The sequence below is a fragment of the Nocardia sp. NPDC051832 genome (assembly GCF_040681285.1).
GTDB lineage: Bacteria > Actinomycetota > Actinomycetes > Mycobacteriales > Mycobacteriaceae > Nocardia.
In genome coordinates, this window is sequence record NZ_JBFAYL010000003.1 from 1,459,390 (window position 1) to 1,478,311 (window position 18,922).

General features: G+C 68.2%; 14 protein-coding genes. 7 read left to right on the forward strand and 7 right to left on the reverse strand.

Annotated elements, in window-relative coordinates; genetic code table 11:
• Nucleotides 1-3: 3 nt before the first annotated feature.
• The gene (locus AB0M14_RS24455; protein WP_364998573.1) at nucleotides 4-3,729 is read right to left on the reverse strand and encodes a nitrate reductase subunit alpha; all 3,726 of its coding nucleotides are present in this window, start codon (nucleotides 3,727-3,729) and stop codon (nucleotides 4-6) included.
• Between the two features lie 425 nt (nucleotides 3,730-4,154).
• Between AB0M14_RS24455 and AB0M14_RS24460 the strand changes: the two genes are divergently transcribed.
• Complete coding sequence (locus tag AB0M14_RS24460; RefSeq protein ID WP_364998574.1) at nucleotides 4,155-4,589, forward strand: YdeI/OmpD-associated family protein; 435 nt, start codon at nucleotides 4,155-4,157, stop codon at nucleotides 4,587-4,589.
• A 13-nt stretch (nucleotides 4,590-4,602) separates the two neighbouring features.
• Nucleotides 4,603-5,403 (forward strand): helix-turn-helix transcriptional regulator, encoded by an 801-nt coding sequence (locus AB0M14_RS24465; protein ID WP_364998575.1) that lies wholly within the window; start codon nucleotides 4,603-4,605, stop codon nucleotides 5,401-5,403.
• On the opposite strand, the gene mtnC is transcribed toward AB0M14_RS24465, so the two are convergent.
• From mtnC to AB0M14_RS24485, 4 genes are all read right to left on the reverse strand, one after another.
• Nucleotides 5,400-6,077 carry an acireductone synthase gene (mtnC, locus tag AB0M14_RS24470; protein ID WP_364998576.1) on the reverse strand — a complete coding sequence of 226 codons (678 nt, stop codon included), beginning with the start codon at nucleotides 6,075-6,077 and terminating at the stop codon, nucleotides 5,400-5,402. The two genes, AB0M14_RS24465 and mtnC, sit on opposite strands and share 4 nt — an antisense overlap.
• Nucleotides 6,074-6,649: a cupin gene (locus AB0M14_RS24475; protein ID WP_364998577.1), complete on the reverse strand. Its 576-nt coding sequence runs from the start codon at nucleotides 6,647-6,649 to the stop codon at nucleotides 6,074-6,076. Before AB0M14_RS24475 ends, mtnC begins: the two co-directional genes overlap by 4 nt.
• 4 nt (nucleotides 6,650-6,653) lie before the next feature.
• Complete coding sequence (gene mtnA / locus AB0M14_RS24480; RefSeq protein WP_364998578.1) at nucleotides 6,654-8,288, reverse strand: S-methyl-5-thioribose-1-phosphate isomerase; 1,635 nt, start codon at nucleotides 8,286-8,288, stop codon at nucleotides 6,654-6,656.
• A gap of 95 nt (nucleotides 8,289-8,383) precedes the next feature.
• A complete protein-coding gene (locus tag AB0M14_RS24485) occupies nucleotides 8,384-10,690 on the reverse strand; it encodes an arylsulfatase (RefSeq protein WP_364998579.1) in 2,307 nt (768 codons plus the stop codon).
• Between the two features lie 246 nt (nucleotides 10,691-10,936).
• Between AB0M14_RS24485 and AB0M14_RS24490 the strand changes: the two genes are divergently transcribed.
• From AB0M14_RS24490 to AB0M14_RS24510, 5 genes are read left to right on the forward strand one after another with little or no spacing between them, the layout of a single operon-like run.
• Complete coding sequence (locus AB0M14_RS24490; RefSeq protein WP_364998580.1) at nucleotides 10,937-12,526, forward strand: ABC transporter substrate-binding protein; 1,590 nt, start codon at nucleotides 10,937-10,939, stop codon at nucleotides 12,524-12,526.
• Nucleotides 12,523-13,482: an ABC transporter permease gene (locus AB0M14_RS24495; RefSeq protein ID WP_364998581.1), complete on the forward strand. Its 960-nt coding sequence runs from the start codon at nucleotides 12,523-12,525 to the stop codon at nucleotides 13,480-13,482. Before AB0M14_RS24490 ends, AB0M14_RS24495 begins: the two co-directional genes overlap by 4 nt.
• Nucleotides 13,479-14,348: an ABC transporter permease gene (locus AB0M14_RS24500; protein ID WP_364998582.1), complete on the forward strand. Its 870-nt coding sequence runs from the start codon at nucleotides 13,479-13,481 to the stop codon at nucleotides 14,346-14,348. The genes AB0M14_RS24495 and AB0M14_RS24500 overlap by 4 nt, the downstream gene beginning before the upstream one ends.
• Nucleotides 14,345-16,069 carry an ABC transporter ATP-binding protein gene (locus AB0M14_RS24505; RefSeq protein WP_364998583.1) on the forward strand — a complete coding sequence of 575 codons (1,725 nt, stop codon included), beginning with the start codon at nucleotides 14,345-14,347 and terminating at the stop codon, nucleotides 16,067-16,069. The genes AB0M14_RS24500 and AB0M14_RS24505 overlap by 4 nt, the downstream gene beginning before the upstream one ends.
• Before the next feature lie 42 nt (nucleotides 16,070-16,111).
• Nucleotides 16,112-16,639, forward strand: a complete 528-nt coding sequence (locus tag AB0M14_RS24510; protein WP_364998584.1) for a hypothetical protein — start codon at nucleotides 16,112-16,114, stop codon at nucleotides 16,637-16,639.
• A gap of 53 nt (nucleotides 16,640-16,692) precedes the next feature.
• Here the strand turns inward: AB0M14_RS24510 and AB0M14_RS24515 are convergent, their stop codons facing one another.
• Both AB0M14_RS24515 and AB0M14_RS24520 read right to left on the reverse strand, forming a co-directional pair.
• Nucleotides 16,693-17,037 carry a DUF1330 domain-containing protein gene (locus tag AB0M14_RS24515; protein WP_364998585.1) on the reverse strand — a complete coding sequence of 115 codons (345 nt, stop codon included), beginning with the start codon at nucleotides 17,035-17,037 and terminating at the stop codon, nucleotides 16,693-16,695.
• An 85-nt stretch (nucleotides 17,038-17,122) separates the two neighbouring features.
• Complete coding sequence (locus tag AB0M14_RS24520) at nucleotides 17,123-18,913, reverse strand: NTP transferase domain-containing protein (RefSeq protein ID WP_364998586.1); 1,791 nt, start codon at nucleotides 18,911-18,913, stop codon at nucleotides 17,123-17,125.
• Between the last annotated feature and the right edge of the window lie 9 nt (nucleotides 18,914-18,922).

The window sequence follows — 18,922 nt, forward strand, 5'->3', positions numbered from 1 at the left end:
AACTCAGTACTCCACCTTCTGCGAGCGGCGGCGAATCGTGGTGACCTCGTCGCGTTGATTTCCGGTGGGGCCGTGGTAGTTCAGCGCGAAGGACTGCTGGGCGTACCCGCCGATGAGATGTGAGGGCTTGATCATGATCCGGGTCAGCGCGTTGTGGATACCGCCGCGCTTGCCGCGTCCGGCCTGCTTCTCCGAGGTGCCCTCGATGCGCGGTACGTCCACGGCCCGGTCCTGGGCGTGATACATGAACACGGTGCCTTCGGGCATGCGGTGCGAGACGATGGCGCGCGCCACGACGATGCCGTTGCGGTTGATCGCCTCGATCCAGTCATTGTCGGCGACACCGATTTTCGCGGCGTCCTTCTCCGACATCCAGATCGACTGGCCGCCCCGGGACAGCGTGAGCATGTGCAGGTTGTCCTGGTAGGCGGAGTGGATCGACCATTTCGAGTGCGGCGTCAGATACCGCACGGTGACGCCGTTCTCGCCGACATCGCCGACGCCGGGTTCGCTGAACAGCGCGGTCATGTCCAGCGGCGGCCGGAAGATCGGCAGCTGTTCGCCGAGTTCGATCATCCAGTCGTGGTCGAGGTAGAAGTGCTGGCGTCCGGTGAGGGTGTGCCAGGGCTTCAACCGCTCGGTGTTGATGGTGAACGGCGAGTACCGCCGGCCGCCGGTCTCACTGCCGGACCATTCCGGCGAGGTGATCACCGGAACCGGCCGCGCCTGGGTGTCCTTGAAGGTGATCTGCTTGCCCTCGTGCTCGGCGGCCAAGTCGGCGAGCTGGGTGCCGGTGCGCCGTTCCAGCGCCTCGAAACCCTCCACGGCCAGGCGGCCGTTGGTGGTGCCCGACAGCGCCAGGATCGTCTCGGCGGCGTGCGTGTCCTTCGCCAGCGACGGACGGCCCTGTGCCACACCGGAAACCACGGCGCCGTTGACCCCGGTGAGGTAGGCGACCTCTTTCTCGGGGTAGGTGGTGATGCCCTTGGTGGTGACGCCGAGCGTCTCGACCAACGGCCCCAGCGCGGCCATCTTCTCCGCGATGTTCGGGTAATCGCGCTCCACCACCACGAGTTTCGGCATGGTCTTGCCCGGAATCGGCTCGCACTCACCGGCTTTCCAGTCGAGCACGCGACCGCCGGCCTGTGCCAGCGCGTCGGGGGAGTCGTGCTGCAACGGCACCGCGACGATGTCGGTGCGTTTGCCCAGGTGCTTTTCGGCCATCCAGGAGAACCCGCGCGCGATCCGATGGAACGCGTCGAAATCGGTCTTGGCCTCCCACGGCGGCGAGATCGCCGGGGAGAAGGCGTGCACGAACGGGTGCATGTCGGTGGAGGACAGGTCGTGCTTCTCGTACCAGGTGGCGGCGGGCAGCACGATGTCGGAGAACAGGGTGGTGCTGGTCATCCGGAAGTCCAGCGACAGCAGCAGATCCAGCTTGCCGGTGGGCGCCTCGTCGCGCCACACCAATTCCTGCGGCCGGACGCCGGTGGCGTCGGTGGTCTGCACATTGGAGTCCGCGCCGAGCAGGTGCTTGTGGAAGTACTCGTTGCCCTTGCCCGAGGAGCCGAGCAGGTTGGCCCGCCACACGGTGAGCACGCGCGGGAAGTTCTCCGGCGCGTCGGGATCCTCGCAGGCGAACCGCAATTCGTCGGACTTCAACCCGTCGACGATGTGGTCGGCGGCCGACTTGCCCGCGGCCTCGGCCTCATCGGCCAGATCGAGCGGGTTGCGGTTGAAGGTGGGGTAGCTCGGCATCCACCCGAGCCGGCTGGCCAGCGCGATGTTGTCGGCGGCGGTGCGACCGGCGAACACGCCCTTGCCGAGCGGTGAGGCGAAGGACTGCGAGGTGAACGGATCGTAGCGCCACTGGTCGTTGGTCAGGTACCAGAACACGGTGCCCTGCATCTGCCGCGGCGGGCGCTGCCAGTCCAGTCCGAAAGCCAAGGTGGCCCAGCCGGTTACCGGACGGCACTTCTCCTGGCCGACGTAATGCGCCCAGCCGCCGCCGTTCACGCCCTGACAGCCCGTCAGCAGGGTGAGGGTGAAGAAGGCCCGGTAGATCTGGTCGGAATGGAACCAGTGGTTGGTGCCCGCGCCCATCAGAATCATGGACCGGCCGCCGGAACGGTCGGCGTTGTCGGCGAATTCGCGCGCGATCCGGATCGCCTGTTGCGCCGGAACGCCGGTGACGCTCTCCTGCCAGGCCGGCGTGTAGGGCTGACCGGCGTCGTCGTAGCCGGTCGCCCAGTCGCCGGGCAGGCCGTCGCGGGCCACGCCGTACTGCGCGAGCAGCAGGTCGAACACGGTGGTGACGCGGCGGCCGGCCACCATGCGCGTGGGCACGCCCCGCACCATCACACCGGCGGTGTCGGTGTCGAAGCGCGGCATCCGCACCGCGATCGATTCCGCACCCTCGGTGCCGTACAGCGTCAGCAGCGGGTCGACACCCTCCAGGTCGAGGTTCCACTTACCGGCGTCCTCGGGCGTGAACCGATGCCCCAGCGAGCCGTTCGGCACGACCGGCGCACCGGCCTGGTCGAGCAGCACCGGCTTGTGCGCCGCGGTCTCGTCGGCGGCGCCCAGATCCGCCGCGGTGAGGAACTTTCCGGCCAGCGCGCCGTCGTGGTGGTAGTTGCCCTCGGCGTCCCATCCGGCCGGATCGTCCAGGCAGACCAGGTACGGCAGGTCGGTGAACTTCTTGATGTAGTCCAGGAACCGCGGCACCTGCTTCTCGACGAAGAACTCCCGCAGGATCACGTGGCCCATCGACATGGCCAGCGCCGCGTCGGTGCCCGGCCGGGCGGCCACCCACTCGTCGGCGAACTTGGTGTTGTCGGCGTAGTCGGGGGAGACCACCACGACCTTCTGACCGCGGTAGCGCGCCTCGGTCATGTAGTGCGCGTCCGGGGTCCGGGTCACCGGGACGTTGGAACCCCACATGATGAGGTAACCGGCGTCGAACCAGTCCGCCGATTCCGGCACGTCGGTCTGATCGCCGAACACCTGCGGCGATGCCACCGGCAGGTCGGCGTACCAGTCGTAGAAGGAGAGCATCGAGCCGCCGAGCAGCGAGATGAAGCGTGCGCCGACGGCGTGGCTGACCATCGACATCGCGGGAATGGGGGAGAAGCCCGCCACCCGGTCCGGCCCGTACTTCTTGATGGTGTGCACATGGGCGGCGGCGGCGATCTCGGCGGCCTCCCACCACTCGGCCCGCACGAACCCGCCCTTGCCGCGCGCGAACTTGTAGCGCTTGGCCTGTTCCGGGTCCTCGACGATGGATTCCCAGGCCAGCACCGGATCCTTGAGGCGTTCCTTGGCCGCCCGGTAGAGCTCCAGCAGCACACCGCGCACGTACGGATACCGCACGCGCGCAGGCGAATACGTGTACCAGGAGAAGGACGCGCCGCGCGGGCAGCCGCGCGGTTCGTACTCGGGCTTGTCCGCGCCGACCGAGGGGTAGTCGGTCTGCTGCGATTCCCAGGTGATCACGCCGTCCTTGACGTAGATCTTCCAGGAGCAGGACCCGGTGCAGTTCACGCCGTGCGTGGAGCGCACCACCTTGTCGTGTGCCCAGCGGTCCCGGTAGAACTCGTCGGCGCCGCGGCCGCCCACCTTGTGCAGGCTGCGGTGATCCGTGGAGATCTCGCCGCTCTGAAAATATTTACCCAGCCGGAGGAGGGCATCACCGGCGGCAGCGGATGGCAGGCTTGCAGAATTAACCACGACGCCCCCTTCGGGTGAGTGAATCGGGCTGATGTCCCGACTCTAAGGAGGGTTGGACGCGCGGCAAAATGATTCTCTCACAGCTTGCGGGGGCCGACTGTGCGTTGTGAGGTCGGCGCAACACACCGGTCACTGCGCGGTTGCGACGAAACTCACTCGCCATCGATGCGACCAGGCTATACGCGGGCTGACCGGGCGAAATACGGCTTCCGGCAGGTGTTTCGGGGGCTTGGCGGTGAAGCTTTGGAAACCGGGGGTTCTCGGCCGCTTAATATTTGTTTACACAACCGCGGAGCCTCTCGCGCCCCCTTGACGGCGTGCCGGAGGGTCTGGGATCGCCCCGTCCGGGGACCATCTTTATCGATCTTCTATCTATTCGCTCGAGGTTTGCCGGATATTCGGGCCGAGCAGATTATTCTGCATTCATGCAGCGATTCGAGGCGGTGATCGAGGCGGCCAACGGCGGTGGTGCGTACGTGCCGGTGCCCGCCGCGGTCATCGCCGCGCTGGGCGGAGGCGGGCGAATCAAGGTGCAAGCGACCTTCGACGACATCGCCTACCGCGGTTCCATCACGAACATGGGGGCGGGCCCGTGCCTGGGCATGCTCAAGGGGATCCGCGACGAAATCGGCAAGGGGCCCGGTGACGCTGTCGTCGTCACCGTCGCACCCGACACCGCAGCACGCACCGTCGTGGTCCCCGAGGATCTGGCCATCGCCCTGGAAACCGCCGGAGTGCGTGCCGGTTTCGACCAGCTGTCCTACACCGACCGGCGTCAGCTGGTCGCCGCGATCACCGAGGCCAAGCGCCCGGACACCCGGGTTCGCCGTATCGAGAAAGCTGTCGCCGCGTCTAGCTGAAGGAGTTTGTGCCGTGCCACGCAAAACCGACATCGCTGACGATCACCTACTACGGCCGCCGAGTTTCGGCGGCCTGCTCCGCAGACTGCGGGACGAGCGCCACATGTCCCGGGAGAAGCTGGCCTTCGCGGCGGGGGTGAGCGCCAGCTACATCACCCACCTCGAAGGCGGCGACCGCGAACATCCGACCCGGGCGGTGGTGGACGCGCTCATCGGCTACCTCGACGGCATCCGCCCGCTGCTCCCGGTCGAGCGCCGCCATCTCTACGATCTCGCGGGCCTCGTCGAGGACGCGTTCCCGAGCGTGGAGAAACTGCGTTCGGCGATCGACGAGGACATGCGCCGCGGCCTGCTCGTGCATCGCCCCAATGCCGCCGGCTACATCGATACCCGCTGGAATGTGTTGTCCTGCAACGATGTCTACGCCGACATGTTCCCCGGCCTGACCGAAGACGTGAACGTGCTGCGCTGGTTCTTCGGCAACGCGATGTCCAAGCAGGTCATGGTCGAGTGGGAGCGTGAGGCGGGGCTGACCGTCGCCTGGCTGCGCGGCCTGATCGGCCAGACCGGCGACACCGCGTGGGCCACCTCGCTTCTGGAGGAACTCGGGAGCTACCCCGAGTTCCGCCGGATGTGGTCCGTCGGCAGCACCGCTTACGGGCGTGAGACCCCCGATATGCAGCTGCGCGACTTGCGCACCGGTGAGACCTACAACTTGTCCGTGCAGATGTTCCGCGTGGACTCCACCAACCATCCGGGCCGGATGCAGTTCTTCCTCGGCATCCGCCAGCCCGGCATGGTGGACGCGACCTAGGGCCGGACCTCCGCGAAGGTGTCGACCCACCGATGCGGCGGGCGAGGCGGATTGGGTTCGCCGGGGCGGTGGACGCCGACGGCGGACCAGCCCGCTTCGACCGCCGCGTCGAGTTCGGCGGGGTGGTCGGACAGGAACAGGATCTGCGCGGGCTCGACGCCGATCACGCCGGCGATCTTCTCGTAGGAGGCGGCTTCGCGCTTCGGCCCGGCGCTCGCCAGGTCGAAGTATCCGCTGATCAGCGGGCTCAGCGTGCCGCCGCGCGCGAATTCGAACCAATCTTGTTGATTGCGCACCGAACCCGAGGAATAGACGAACAGTCGCGACCCCGCGGCGTGCCAGGCCGTGAGGGCGGGCGCCACGTCGGCGAAGAACTCGCCGTGCAGCGCGCCGGCCCGGAACCCTTCCGCGCAGATGATGCCCTGCGCGGTCTTCAGCGGCTCCGCTTTCACGTCGGAATCGAGCCAGTCCCGCAGGATTTCGGCGACCTGCGCCGGATCCGCGTCCGGCCGGGCGGCGCTCTCGCGGGTACCGGCGATCACGGAAGCCGCTGCGCCGGAGGCATTCTCGGCCAGCCACTGCGGCAGCCGGGCGCGCGTGTACCCGTACAAATCCTCGCGCACCGAGCTGGTGGGACTGGTCGTCCCCTCGATATCGACGACGATGGCCTTCATCGAGCCGCCAGTAGTTCGTCGAGGGTCGGGAACCCGGCGCTGATCTTGTCTCCGGTGAAGTCGCCGATCCAGCCGTCCTCCTCCTCGAAGAACCGCACCGCGACGAAATCGGGCCGGGTACCCATGTCGAACCAGTGCAGGGTGCCCGCGGGCACCGACACCAGATCGCCCGCCTCGCACACCGTGGCCAGCACTTCGTCCCCGAGGTGCAGGTAGAAGCAGCCGCGGCCGGCGGCGAAGAAGCGCACCTCGTCCTCGGCATGGCGATGCTCGTCGAGGAACTTCTGGCGCGCCCCGGCGGCGATGGCCGGCCACTCCGGGTTCGCGTCGTCGGGATGGATCCGGGCGATGTCGATGTGGCGATAGCGGCCCGAGGCGTTCAGGGTCGCGATGCGCTCGGCGTATTCGGCGAGCAGTTCGTCCGACGGGATGGTGGACGCGTTGTCCAGGGTCGGCCAGTGCCCGAAAGTGATACCGCGCGCGGCCAATTCGGCGGCGATGACGGCGTCGTCGGTGGTGCGGACCTTGACGTCGGCGGCATCTCCGGCGGCCATCACCTGTAGCAAAGTCATTGTCTTATCCAATCTCTGGGTGCGTGGCGGACGGGGCATACGCGTGCCGGCGGCCGGTGCGGATCACCAGCTCACACAGCGCCTCCAGGCATTCGGCGCGATCGCGGGCCCTGGATAGATTGTCCCCCCATGCGGTGATGCCGTGGCCCGCGATGCCCAATACCGGCGGGGCATCCGGATTCTCGCGCAGGTATCGCTCGATGTCCGCGCCGATCCGGGGGACATCGGGCCAGTTCGGGAACACCGGGATATCGATGGCGTCGGAGCGGCCGAGGCCCTTGATGAGCTCGAAGCCGGTGATCCGCAAGGTGGTGAGTTCGTCCGGCGCGCCCACCTGGGTGGAAAGGGTTGTCGCGTAAGGGGAGTGGACGTGGACCACCGCCTGCGCGCCGGTCGTGCGGTAGACGGCGGTGTGGATGGTTGTCTCCGCCGAGGGCTTGCGTCGCTGTGCGCCGATCGGCTGCGCATCGGCGATCGAAACGGTCACCATGTCGTCCGCGGTGAGCTCACCCTTGGACAGGCCGCTCCCGGTGACGACGGCCGAATCTCCGGCCCGCACCGAGATATTGCCCGCGGTGCCCGGCATCCAGCCGCGCTGGTACAGCTCGCGCGCGATATCGGCGACGGCCACACCGTCTCCGGTGTCGCCACCGTAGACGACGCCCAGCTCGGTGACCACCGCCGTGATCAGCTCCGCGGGCGTCACGTCGAAGGCCGGGTTGAACACCGCGGTGCCCTCGGGAGCCGTTGCGACACCGGCGAATCCGGTGACCTCCGCGGCCGCGCGCTGCTCGACGACGATCTCCGCGCCGGTCGCCATCCGCGGATCCCGGGTCGATTCCGGCGCGACGACGACGAACGGAATCCCGTGGTGCCGCGCCGCGATGGCCAGGGCGTAGGTGCCGATCTTGTTCGCCACGTCGCCGTTGGAGGTGACCCGATCCGCGCCGACGATCACACAGTCGACCTGGCCGGTGCCCATCGCCCACGCGGCGGCCGAGTCCATGGTGAGCCGGTGCGGAATTCCGGCCTCGGCCAGCTCCCACGCGGTCAGCCGCGCGCCCTGCAGCAGCGGACGGGTCTCGTCGACGATCACGTCCTCGATCCGCCCGCGCTCGTGCAGTACCCGCAGCGTTCCGATGGCGGTACCGAACGCGCTGGTCGCCAGCCGCCCGGTATTGCAGTGGGTGAGCATGCGCAGCGGCCGGTCCGGCAGCAGGCGCTGCACCAGATCGGCGGCGTGGGTCGCGGCGGCCCGGTTGACGCGGCTGTCCTCGGCGAGAATGTCCAGGGTTTCCGCGAGCACCGCGTCCGCGCCGTCGGCGATCTTGGCCGCGGCCCGCCGGACGGCCCACGCCAGGTTCACGGCGGTCGGGCGTGCCTCGGCGATTCGCTGAGCCTCGGTCTCGGCCCGTGCGATATCGACGACACCCGCGGCGGTATGCGCTCGGGTCGCGATGACCACGCCGAACGCGCCCGCGATCCCGATCGCCGGGGCCCCGCGAATGGCCAGGGTCTTGATGGCATCGATGATCTGATCGACGGTCGACAACCGCAGTTCGATGACCTCATGCGGCAACCCGCGCTGGTCGATGGTGACCAGCACACCGTCGTCCCAGACCAGGGAGCTGTCTTCCATCGGACGCATCCTTCTCGCGTAGTGCCGCATTCTGCCTGGTAAACGGTATCCGAACGGGGGTTGGCAGCCGAAACCGACCTCAGCGCTCCCCGTCGTCATTCGGCGACGAACTCCGCCTCCCGCTCCACCGCCTCGATCGTGGCCTGCGGGACCTGGATCGGTCCCGGGGTGTAAGTGACCGCGCGCAGATCACCGCTGTAGCGGAACGGGCCGCGCCGTTCCCGCAGGTCCCAGGAGACCGGGCCGCGGGCGTCGACGCCGACGGAGATGCCGGTCCACGGCGCCATCCCGACGAGTTGCACCTGGTCGCGGAGTTCGGCCTGCTGTGCGCCTGCTTCGATCCGGAAGTCCCAGCGCAGTCGCGGGCGGACCGCCGCCGATACCGTGATGCGCTGGAGGCCCGGGGTGAGCTCGGCGGCGGTGCTGCCGTAGACGCCATAACTGTTGACGCCCAGGATGACTCGGCCGTCCTCGATGTAGATCAGGTAGCCGCCGAGCGGGTCGCCGTGTGCGACAAGGACACCTTCCTCGCCGGGCTGATAGCCGCCCAGGTGCACGTCGATGGTGAAGTCGCGGAAGGCGATCAGGCGCTGGGAGCGGTAGCGCTCCAGCGTCGGGGTGCCGGGCAGCAGGCGCAGCGGTGCCGCGAAGCGGGCTTCCTCCGGGCGGCGGCGGGCCAGATCCTGACGCGTGAGCAGCGGGAAAACGGTGTTGTTCCAAGCGGATTCGTCCCAGGCGGCGGCCAGTTCAGCGGCCTTCTCCGGGTGCCGCTCCGAAAGATCGTGCAGCTCGGTCGGATCCGCGCGCACATCGAACAGCTGCCAGTTCGGGGCATCCACGTCGCGGCCGGGTTCATGCAGCGACAGTAGTTTCCAGCCGTCTCGGTAGAACCCGCGATGGCCGGTCATCTCCGAGTACTGCTCGGTGTGTTCGGTGACCGCCCGCGGATCGCGCAGCAGGCGGGCGGCGGAGACGCCGTCGAAGTCCTTGGCGGGCAGCCCGTTCCGGACCGTGGGCCGCTGGAGTCCCGCCAGGTCCAGCAGGGTCGGCGCGAGATCGGTGACATAGGCGTATTCCTGCCGGATGCCGTTGTCGTCCGCGGCGCGCGGCAGCCCCTTCGGCCAGGACACCAGCAGCGGCACCCGGACGCCGCCGGCGAAGGTCTGCCCCTTGTAGAAGCGGAACGGTGTGTTGGAGGCCTGGCCCCAACCGCGCGGATAGTGCACGCCCAGCCGGGCGCTGCCGATCAGCTCCTCGTCGTGCGGTACGTCACCGACCCAGCCGGGGTCGTCGACGTGGGCGAACTCGGCGAAATAGCTGCGGGTGCCTTCCGGCCCGCCCTCGGCGGTGCCGCCGTTGTCGGAGGTGAACACCACGATGGTGTTGTCGAGTTCGCCGAACTCCTCGACCACGTCCAGGACGCGGCCCAGGCTCTGGTCGATGCTGTCGACCATCGCCGCGTACACCTCCATGTACCGGGCGAAGCGCCGCTGCTCGTCCGCGGTCAGCGAATCCCATTCCGCCGCTTCGTAACCGGGCTCGGTGTTGCGCGGCTTCTGCTGGGTCCCGGCGGGAAACAGGCCCTCGGCCAGCTGGGCGGCGAACCGGCTCTGCCGCAGCTTGTCCCAGCCCTCGGCGTAGCGGCCGCGGTACTTGTCCAGGTCGGCCGGCTTGGCCTGGAGCGGGCCGTGCATGGCGACGTGGGCGAAGTACAGGAAGAACGGTTTCGCCGCGTCGTGGGCGCGCAGATCCTTGAGATAGGAGATCGCCTTGTCGGTCAGATCGTCGGTGAGGTAGTAGCCCTCCGGGTACTCCTCGACGTCCACCACCGAGGAATCCGACACCAGCTGATTCGGGTAGTAGAAGGAATTCAAACCTTCCAGCGAGCCGTAGTAGCGGTCGAAACCGCGCTGCGTCGGCCACGAATCCCGATGCGCCGCGGGATTCATCGTCGCGTCGCGCACCAGATGCCACTTGCCGACCGCGTAGGTGGCGTAGCCGTTGCCGCGCAGGATCTCCGGCAGGGTGAGCACATCGTCGGCCAGTTCCAGCCGCAGTCCCGGATAGCCGGGATCGGCGTTGGCGACGAACCCGAAACCCGCGCGGTGCGCGTTGATTCCGGTCAGCAGCGCCGCGCGCGAGGGCGAGCACAGCGGCGTGGTGTGGTAGTTCGACAGTCGAATACCGGTGGCGGCCAGCCGATTCAGCGTGGGCGTCTCGATCTCGGAGCCGAACGGGCCGATATCGCTATAGCCCATATCGTCGACCAGCACCACGATGATGTTCGGCGCGTCGGCCGGGGCGGTGGGCGGATAGGTCCACTCGGGGGTGGCGTCGGCGGTGGTGCGGCCGATCCGTCCACCGAAGGACTCGTAGCCGCGGGCATGGGGTGGCACAGGCATTGGATCAGTAGAAACTGATAAATCCCCAGGTCACCATGTTTTGACGCACGGTGCGTGGAACCGGTGCCAGGAGCTTGCTCGCAGTGTTAGCTTCACCGTCATGCACCCGGACCAATGCTGCGCACCGCACGCCGCCGGTTGCTGTTCGCGCCGGGCCCGCGCCTGCCGTCCCTGACTGCCCTGTCCAGGCGTCACCAGCGTCCGCCCTGTCTTCGCGGCGCTCCATCTCTCGAGGAATCGTCAACCATGAGTTCTACTCCTGGCGCGCCGATCGGCCGCCGTAACTTCCTGCGCAACACCGGTATCGCCGCTTTCGCGATCCTCGGCACCGGTGCGCTGGCCGCCTGCACCTCCGCGGTGAACCAGCAGCGCGGCGGCGCCGACAACGCGGCGCCCGTGCGCGGCGGCACGCTGAAGTACGGCGTCCTCTTGGACTTGGTGCCCGCCAATATCCTCACCAACACCGGCACTACGCCCTATGTCGTGGGCCTGGTGTTCGAGTCGCTGGTGCGCTATCCGCACGACAGGCTGGAGCCGCGGCCGCTGCTGGCCGAGAAGTGGACGCTCGCGCCCGAGGGCACCTCGATCACCCTGGAGCTGCGCGAGGACGTGAAGTTCCACAGCGGTCGGCCGTTCACCTCCAAGGATGTCGAGTTCTCGCTGCGCACCTATGCCGACGCGAAGTGGTCGGCGCAGCTGAAGAGCACCGCCGCCGCCATCACCGGATTCGACACCAGCGATCCGCACAAGATCGTGCTGACCTTCGCGCATCCGCTGGGCAATATCTTCGATCTGCTGGACACCGTGCCGATCCTGGACCGCGAATCCGTCGACCAGCTCGGCACCGGCGAAAAGATCGTCGGCACCGGTCCGTTCCGCTTCGTGCAGCGAATCCCTAACTCGCAGATCGTCTTCGAGCGGAACCCGGACTACTGGGTGCCGGAGCGGCCCTATCTGGACCGGGTCGAGCTGTCGGTGATCCCGGACAGCCAGGCTCAGCTCAACGCGCTCAAGTCCGGCCAGCTGCACTACGCGGACGGCATCACCTATCGCGATGTGGAAAACCTCGGCAAGACCGACGGTTTCCGGACCTTTCCGTTCGAGGGCGCAGAGCTCCAGGTGTATGTCGGTGTGAATGTGCAGGATCCGGCGCTCTCAGACGTGCGGTTGCGCCAGGCCATCGCCTACGCCATCGATCGGGAGCGGATCGTCAGCGAGGTCTTCCGGGGCGCCGGTTACCCGGTGAACGTGCCGTGGCCCAAGAGTTCTCCGGCCTTCGACGCCGCCCGCAACACCCGCTACGCCCGCGATGTGAACAAGGCGAAGCAGCTGATCGCGCAGCTGCCCAAGCCGCCGAAGATTCCGCTGACCTACAGTTCGACGGTCGGCACGCACGAGGCGTCCGCGCAGATCGTGCAGGCCGATCTGGCCGAGATCGGCCTCGAGGTGGAACTCGTGCCCACCGACAACGCCACCTTCGTCCGGCAGCTGATCGGGGCGCAGTTCCCCGGTCTGTGGCTGACCGACCATTCCTGGGCGCAGTTCGTGCCGTCCACGCTCACGGTGAGCGCGTATCCGTTCAACGCGCGCAAGAACGCGTCCCGCTATGAGTCGCCCGCCTATGTCACGGCGGCCGATGGCGCGTGGAAACTGAAGCAGGGCATCGGATCCGAGGCGACGCAGGCCTACCAGGCGCTCAGCGATCAGCTGCTGGAGAGCCTGTTCCTGATCGAGATCGGCGTCCGGTTCCCGCAGGGCGCGCAGACCAAGAAGCTGCACGGCTTCAACTGGACCAAGCGCCGGGAGTCCGTGCTCACGGAGGCGTTCCTGGCATGACCGCGTATCTGCTGCGCCGGGTGCCGTCGGCGGTGGCGGTCCTGTTCGGCGCTTCGGTGCTGATCTTCCTGCTGTTGCGCGCGGTACCGGGCGACCCGGCGAGCACGCTGGCCGGACCGGATGCGACACCGGAATCGATTGCCGCCATTCGCCATCAGCTCGGACTCGACCGATCCGTGCCGGCCCAGTACGTGAGCTGGCTGCGCGGGGTGTGCACCGGTGATCTGGGCCGGTCCTACATCATCGGGGGGCAGATCGGTGACCTGATCGCCCGCGGCCTCACCAATACCCTGGTGCTGGCCGGTTCCGCCCTGGTGCTCGCGGTGACGGCGAGCCTCACGGTGAGCCTGTCCGCGGTGCTGTGGGAGCGGCGCTGGCTCAATGCCGTGGTGGCCGCGGCCAATACGGTCGCGGTGGCGGTGCCCGCGTTCGTCACCGGCGTGCTGCTGGTGCTGGTGTTCGCGATCGCCCTGCCGATCCTGCCCGCCGGCGGCATCCCGCCGAAGGGGTTCGCGGCGCACCCCGACATCACCGCGCAATACCTGCTGTTGCCCTCGATCTGCCTGGCGCTGCCGGTGGGCGCGGCGCTGACCCGGTTCCTCACCGAGGCGCTGCGGACCGAACTGGGAAAGCCCTATGTCCTGACCGCGCGGTCGCTGGGCATTTCACACCGGGAGATCGTGACGCGCGGAGCGCTGCGAAACGCCTTGCCCACCATGCTGACCGTGCTCGGCATCCAGTCCGGCGCGCTGCTCGGCGGCGCGGTGCTGGTCGAGGCCACCTTCGCCTGGCCGGGGATCGGGCAGCTCATCGAACAGGGGATCAACCGGCGCGACTATCCGGTGGTGCAAGCGCTGCTGCTGTTCTCGGTGGCGGTGTTCGTCGCCATCCAGCTGACCACCGACATCGTGCACGCCTATCTGGATCCGCGGATTCGGATCGGAGGCAGAGCATGAGCGAGGTACTGGAGGCGACGCCGGAAAACGCGGTCCCGGAATCGAATTCCGCCCACCCGCGATGGCATGCCCTGCGCAGGGGGCAGGGTCTGGCCGGTGTGCTGCTGGTCGGCGGGATCGCGCTGCTCGGGCTACTGGCCGGGGTGCTCGCGAAATATGATCCACTGCAGCAGATCCCAGCGGCGAACCTGCTCGGCCCGAGCGGTGCGCACTGGTTCGGTACCGACAACCTGAACCGCGATCTGTTCGCGCGGGTGCTGCACGGCATCCGCGTGAATCTGTTCGTCGGATTCGTGGCGGTCCCGCTCGGGGCCGTGCTCGGTTCGCTCGCGGGGCTGCTGTCCAGCCTGAACTCGATCGCCGATGTGATCACCCAGCGGGTGTTCGATCTGCTACTGGCGTTCCCGGCCTTGATCCTGGCCATCGCGCTGGCCGCGGTCACCGGTCCGGGCGTGCACACGGTGATCATCGTGATCGTCGCGGTAGAGGTGCCGTTGTTCGGCAGGCAGATTCGCACCGCGATCCTGGCCGTGCGCGAACAGCCGTTCGTCGAGGCGTCCGAGGTCATCGGGGCCGGGCCCTGGTGGACCTTGCGCAAGCACGTGCTGCCCAACGTACTCGAGCCGCTCGGTGTGCAGTTGGCGCTGTCGATGTCGCTCGCGGTGTTCGTGGAGGCGGCGATGAGTTTCATCGGGATCGGCGTGCGGCCGCCGGATCCCTCGCTCGGCGGAACCATCGCCGACTCCATCGCCTATCTCGACGCCAACCCGGCGTTCGCGGTGGGGCCGCTGCTGGTGGTCTCCGGCCTGACGCTCGGTTTCCTATTGATCGCACAGGCACTGGGCCGGGCCCGGAGGATCGCATGAAAACACCAGTGCTCGAAACGGATTCGGGCATCGCCCAGCCGGAGCTCGTGGCGAATCCGGACGCGCCGGTGCTGGCGATCCGGAACCTGAAGGTGCACTTCGGATCTCGTACGGTCGTGCACGGTGTCGACGTCGCCGTGCGGCCCGGCGAAGTGGTCGCACTTGTGGGCGAATCGGGATCCGGCAAGTCGCTCACCGCGCGGGCGGCTCTCGGCCTGCTGCCCGCGGGCGCCGCGGCGACCGGCTCGGTCCGCCTCGTGGACACCGAAGTCGTCGGCGCTTCGGAAGCGGAGTTGCACGCGCTGCGGGGCATCCGCGCCGCGATGGTGTTCCAGGAACCGCAGACCGCGCTCAACCCGGTACAGAAGGTCGGCACACAGCTCATCCAAGCGCTGCGCGCGCACCATGCCCGGACCGCGCAGGGTGCATTGTCGAAACAATCGGCCCGCACCCGCGCGGTCGAACTGCTGCGGATGGTCGAGATCCCCGAACCCGAACGCCGCCTCGATTGGTACCCCCACCAGCTCTCCGGCGGCCAGAAACAGCGCGTCGTCATCGCTCTGGCACTTTCCGGCGAACCCGACCTGCTGATCGCCGACGAACCAACCACGGCCCTGGACGTCACCGTCCAGTCCGAAATCCTGGACCTACTACGCACCCTGCGCCGATCCCACAACACCGCAGTACTTTTCATCACCCACAACCTGGGCGTCGTAGCCGAAATCGCCGACCGCGTTGTGGTACTACGTTCCGGCCGCGTAGTCGAAGAGCGTTCCGTGCACGACCTTTTCACCAACCCCCACGCGGCCTACACCCACGAACTACTGGCCTCGGTACCGCGCCTCCCGGAGCCGGCCGAATCCGCGCCGAACGGTGCGGCCGGCGCCGCGTTCGATGTGGCAAGCGAGTCCGCCCAGGGTGCGGCTGAAGCGGTGCTGCGGATCAGCGATCTGAGTGTCGTCTATCGGGGTCGCGGTAGCGGCAAGGATTTCCAGGCTCTGCGCGGTATTTCGCTGACTCTCGCGCCGGGCGAAGTGGTGGGGCTGGTGGGCGAATCCGGCTCGGGGAAAAGCACGTTGGGGCGGGCTGCACTGGGGCTTGTGCCCGCGGAAGCGGGGTCGGTCGAGCTGACGGGTATCGCGCTCGGCGGCTTGGGCGAACGGGATCTGCGGGCTTTGCGTAAGCATGTCGCGCTGGTGCACCAGGATGTCACCGCCTCGCTCGATCCGCGCCGCAGTATCGAAGACGCGATCGGTGAACCACTGCGTGTGCACCGGGCGGCTTCCGGCGCGCTGTTACGCGAAAAGGTCGGGGCGCTATTGGAATCCGTGCGGCTGCCGCGCGACTACGCGTCACGCCGCCCCGGCGAACTGTCCGGCGGGCAACGCCAGCGTGTGGCGCTCGCACGTGCGCTGGCCTTGTCCCCGCGGCTGCTCGTCGCCGATGAACCGACCAGTGCGCTCGACGTCTCGGTGCAGGCGCAGGTGCTCGACTTGTTCGCGGATCTGCGCGCCGAATACGGCTTCGCCTGCTTGTTCATCAGCCATGATCTGGCGGTGGTGCATCAGGTCGCCGACCGGGTCGTGGTGCTGCGGAGCGGCGAGATCGTCGAAACGGGAGCTGTGGCAGCCGTTTTCCGAAATCCGGAGCACGAGTACACCCGCGCGCTGCTGAACGCGGTCCCGGTGCCGGACCCCGAGCTTGCGCGGCGCGGTCGATAGCGGGCCCGGCCCGGCGGGCGTTGACCAGCCTAAACTGAGCCGGTGACCGAGAAGCAGCTGCGGATAGGCATGGGTCGGCGCGGTGGCTGGCTCGCACTAGTGGGCGGCATCGCCGCGTTCGGAGTGCTCGAAGCGGTCGTTCTGCATCTGATCGTGGAAGCCGTTGCGCCGCGATCTGTTGTGTTGGTGGTGGACGTGGTGGCCGGTTCGTTGACGCTGCTGTTCGTCGTCGCCGTGGCATCGCCGACGTGGAGCGTGCACCGGGTGACCGCGGGTGCGCTGCGGGCCCGGTTCGGCTGGCTGGCGGCGGCGAACGTGCCGCTCTCGGCCATCGCCTCCGTCACCCCGTACCAGCCGACGGTGCGGCGTCCGGCACAGCTCGGCTTGGATTTCGACGAGGACACAGGCCTGTTGTCGCTGATCCGGTCGCCGTCGTCGCCACTGCTGCGAGTCGAGTTGACGACCGCCGTCGCGGCCCGGACTCAGCTGCTCCAGCGAGTGTCCGCTCGCGCGCTACTGCTGAGCACGGATGACCCGGAGCGCCTCCGCGCGGCGCTGCTTCCCAAGTAGAAGCGGGCATCGGGCACTTTTCGGTGTCGCAACGGTGGTACGGAACCGGTGGCCTAGCCCGGCAGTTCCGCGCGCAACTCTGCGGCGCGCTTGCGCGGGTCGTAGTCGGGCCCGACGCCGTCGACCAGCACCAGGTTTCCGTCGATGTGGTCGGCGCGCAGCGGGAGGATCTCCTGATAGGCGGGGGAGTCGTACCAGGCGCGGGCGTGCTCGACGTCGGGGAATTCCATCAGGACCATGGTTCCCGGCCACTCGCCCTCCAGGACTTCCAGCGGCGGTCCGTGCACGAGGAAACGGCCGTCGAACGGGTCCATGGTGGCCTGGATGCGCTCCAGGTATTCTAGTATTTCGACGTGTGGGCGGCGGGTGTGCAGGTGCGCGAAACCATAGGCGGGCATTGGCGTTTCCTTCGAGGAGGGGGTCGCCTCGACGGTAGGTGCCGCCATCACCCTTGCCAATTACCTGAGAGGTAATGCTCCGGCGTCAGCTGTGCAGCGGGAGGAATTCGACCGGGGTGCCGTCTGTGGCGTGCGCGGGGACGATGACCAGCCCGTCGCGATCGATCAGCCCGCCGAGGTGGGCGGTGGAGTGCTGCGGTTCGGCGAGGAAACCGCCGAAGGGCGCGCGTCGGGCCGGAATCACGCGGGGTATCGGGCCCGCGACGGAGTAGGCGTTGTGCAGCGGGCCGATGTGGGGGCGGTTCGCATGCGCTCCGGTGCGGCCTTCGACGATGGCGGGAGCCAGCGCCATCAGCGTGGCGACGGCCGCGAACGGATTCCCAGGAAGGCCGAGAAGTGTTGTGCGGGAGGAAAGTTCGGCCACCACCGTGGAACCGCCGGGCCGCAGTTCCAGACGCGGCACCAGCAGTTCCGCCGCCGCCCGGGCGATCGCGCCGCGCAACTGATCGGCCGCGCCGCCACCGGTCGCACCGACAATGACCAGCAGATCGAATTCACCTGCCGTGCTGAGGACATCGTCGAAGCCGCTGGGTGTGTCACGCAGATGTACCCGGTCCACGGTGCGAATGCCGTACCAGGACAGCATATCCGGAAGAATCGGTCCGATGGAGTCGCGAGTCTGACCGGTCTGCAACGGACCGTCACTGCGAATCTCGTCACCGGTCATGATGATTCGGGCGCGCACCGGACCGCGCACCAGCGCCTCGGTCACCTCGACGCTCGCCGCGGCCGAGATCAGGCCGGAGGTAACCAGGGTGGCCTCAGCGGCGATCAAATCGCCGGGGCCGCGGTCGTCGCCACGTCGGCGGATATCGTCGCGCACCGGCGAATCGGGCAGCCGTTCGAGCACGTTGTCCGCTGTGACACTGGTGAATTCGTCCCGCAGCACAGCGGTGGTTCCATCGGGCACATGCGCTCCGGTCGCGATGCGCACCGCCTCGCCGGACAACAGCCCGACCGGGCGCTGACCACCCGCGAAGCCGATATCGCGCCGCAACTGCCAGGGACCGTCACCGGCGACGGCATACCCGTCCATGGCGGACACATCGAACCGTGGCAGTGCCCCGGCGGCGAGAATCGGCGCGGCGAGCGCCGCGCCACGCACGGCCCGCAGCTCGGTCTCGTACGCGGTGAGCTTGGAAAGTCTGGCGCGCAGCAGATTTCGCGCTTCATCGAGCGGTAGCGGCCGCCCGGAAGGCGCTTCGCCGGTGCTTTCGGCCGCGACTTCGCGCCGCGGGGCGGCACCCTCGGCCGCCGCCTGCGCCCGCCGCACCTCCTCGACGGTGTCGCAATCGGCGACCCCCGACAGATGCACGGTCACCGTCTCATCCGGAACCAGCGCCTTCATCGGCTGATTCACCAGCGAATCCAGTTGCGCCAGTGCCGAAACCAGCGCCGACCGCCGCCACACCCCGATCAGATACTGCGGCCGCCCCGACTTGTCCGCCGCGAACACCGCGTCCGCACCGGTTTCGCTCTCCTGCCTGAGCAATTCACTGATCGCGGTGTCGGTCAGGAACGGCATATCCGCGGCCAGCACCACCACCAACGGCGCCGGCTCCGGATGCAACGCATGCAACCCGGCCTCGATCGCCGCCACCGGCCCAGACCCCGGCGGCACCTCGCGCACCTGCAAAACCGCCGGATCCAACTCCGCCCGATACGGCCCGACCACCACGGTCCGCGCACACCCCCCAACCGCCGCGAGCGCCGCGTCCAGCATGGACCGGCCGCCGATCACGATCGCCGGCTTATCCACCCCACCCATCCGGCTGGCCCGCCCCCCAGCGAGCACAATCGCGTCGGCGGCGGTCACGATAGGCGA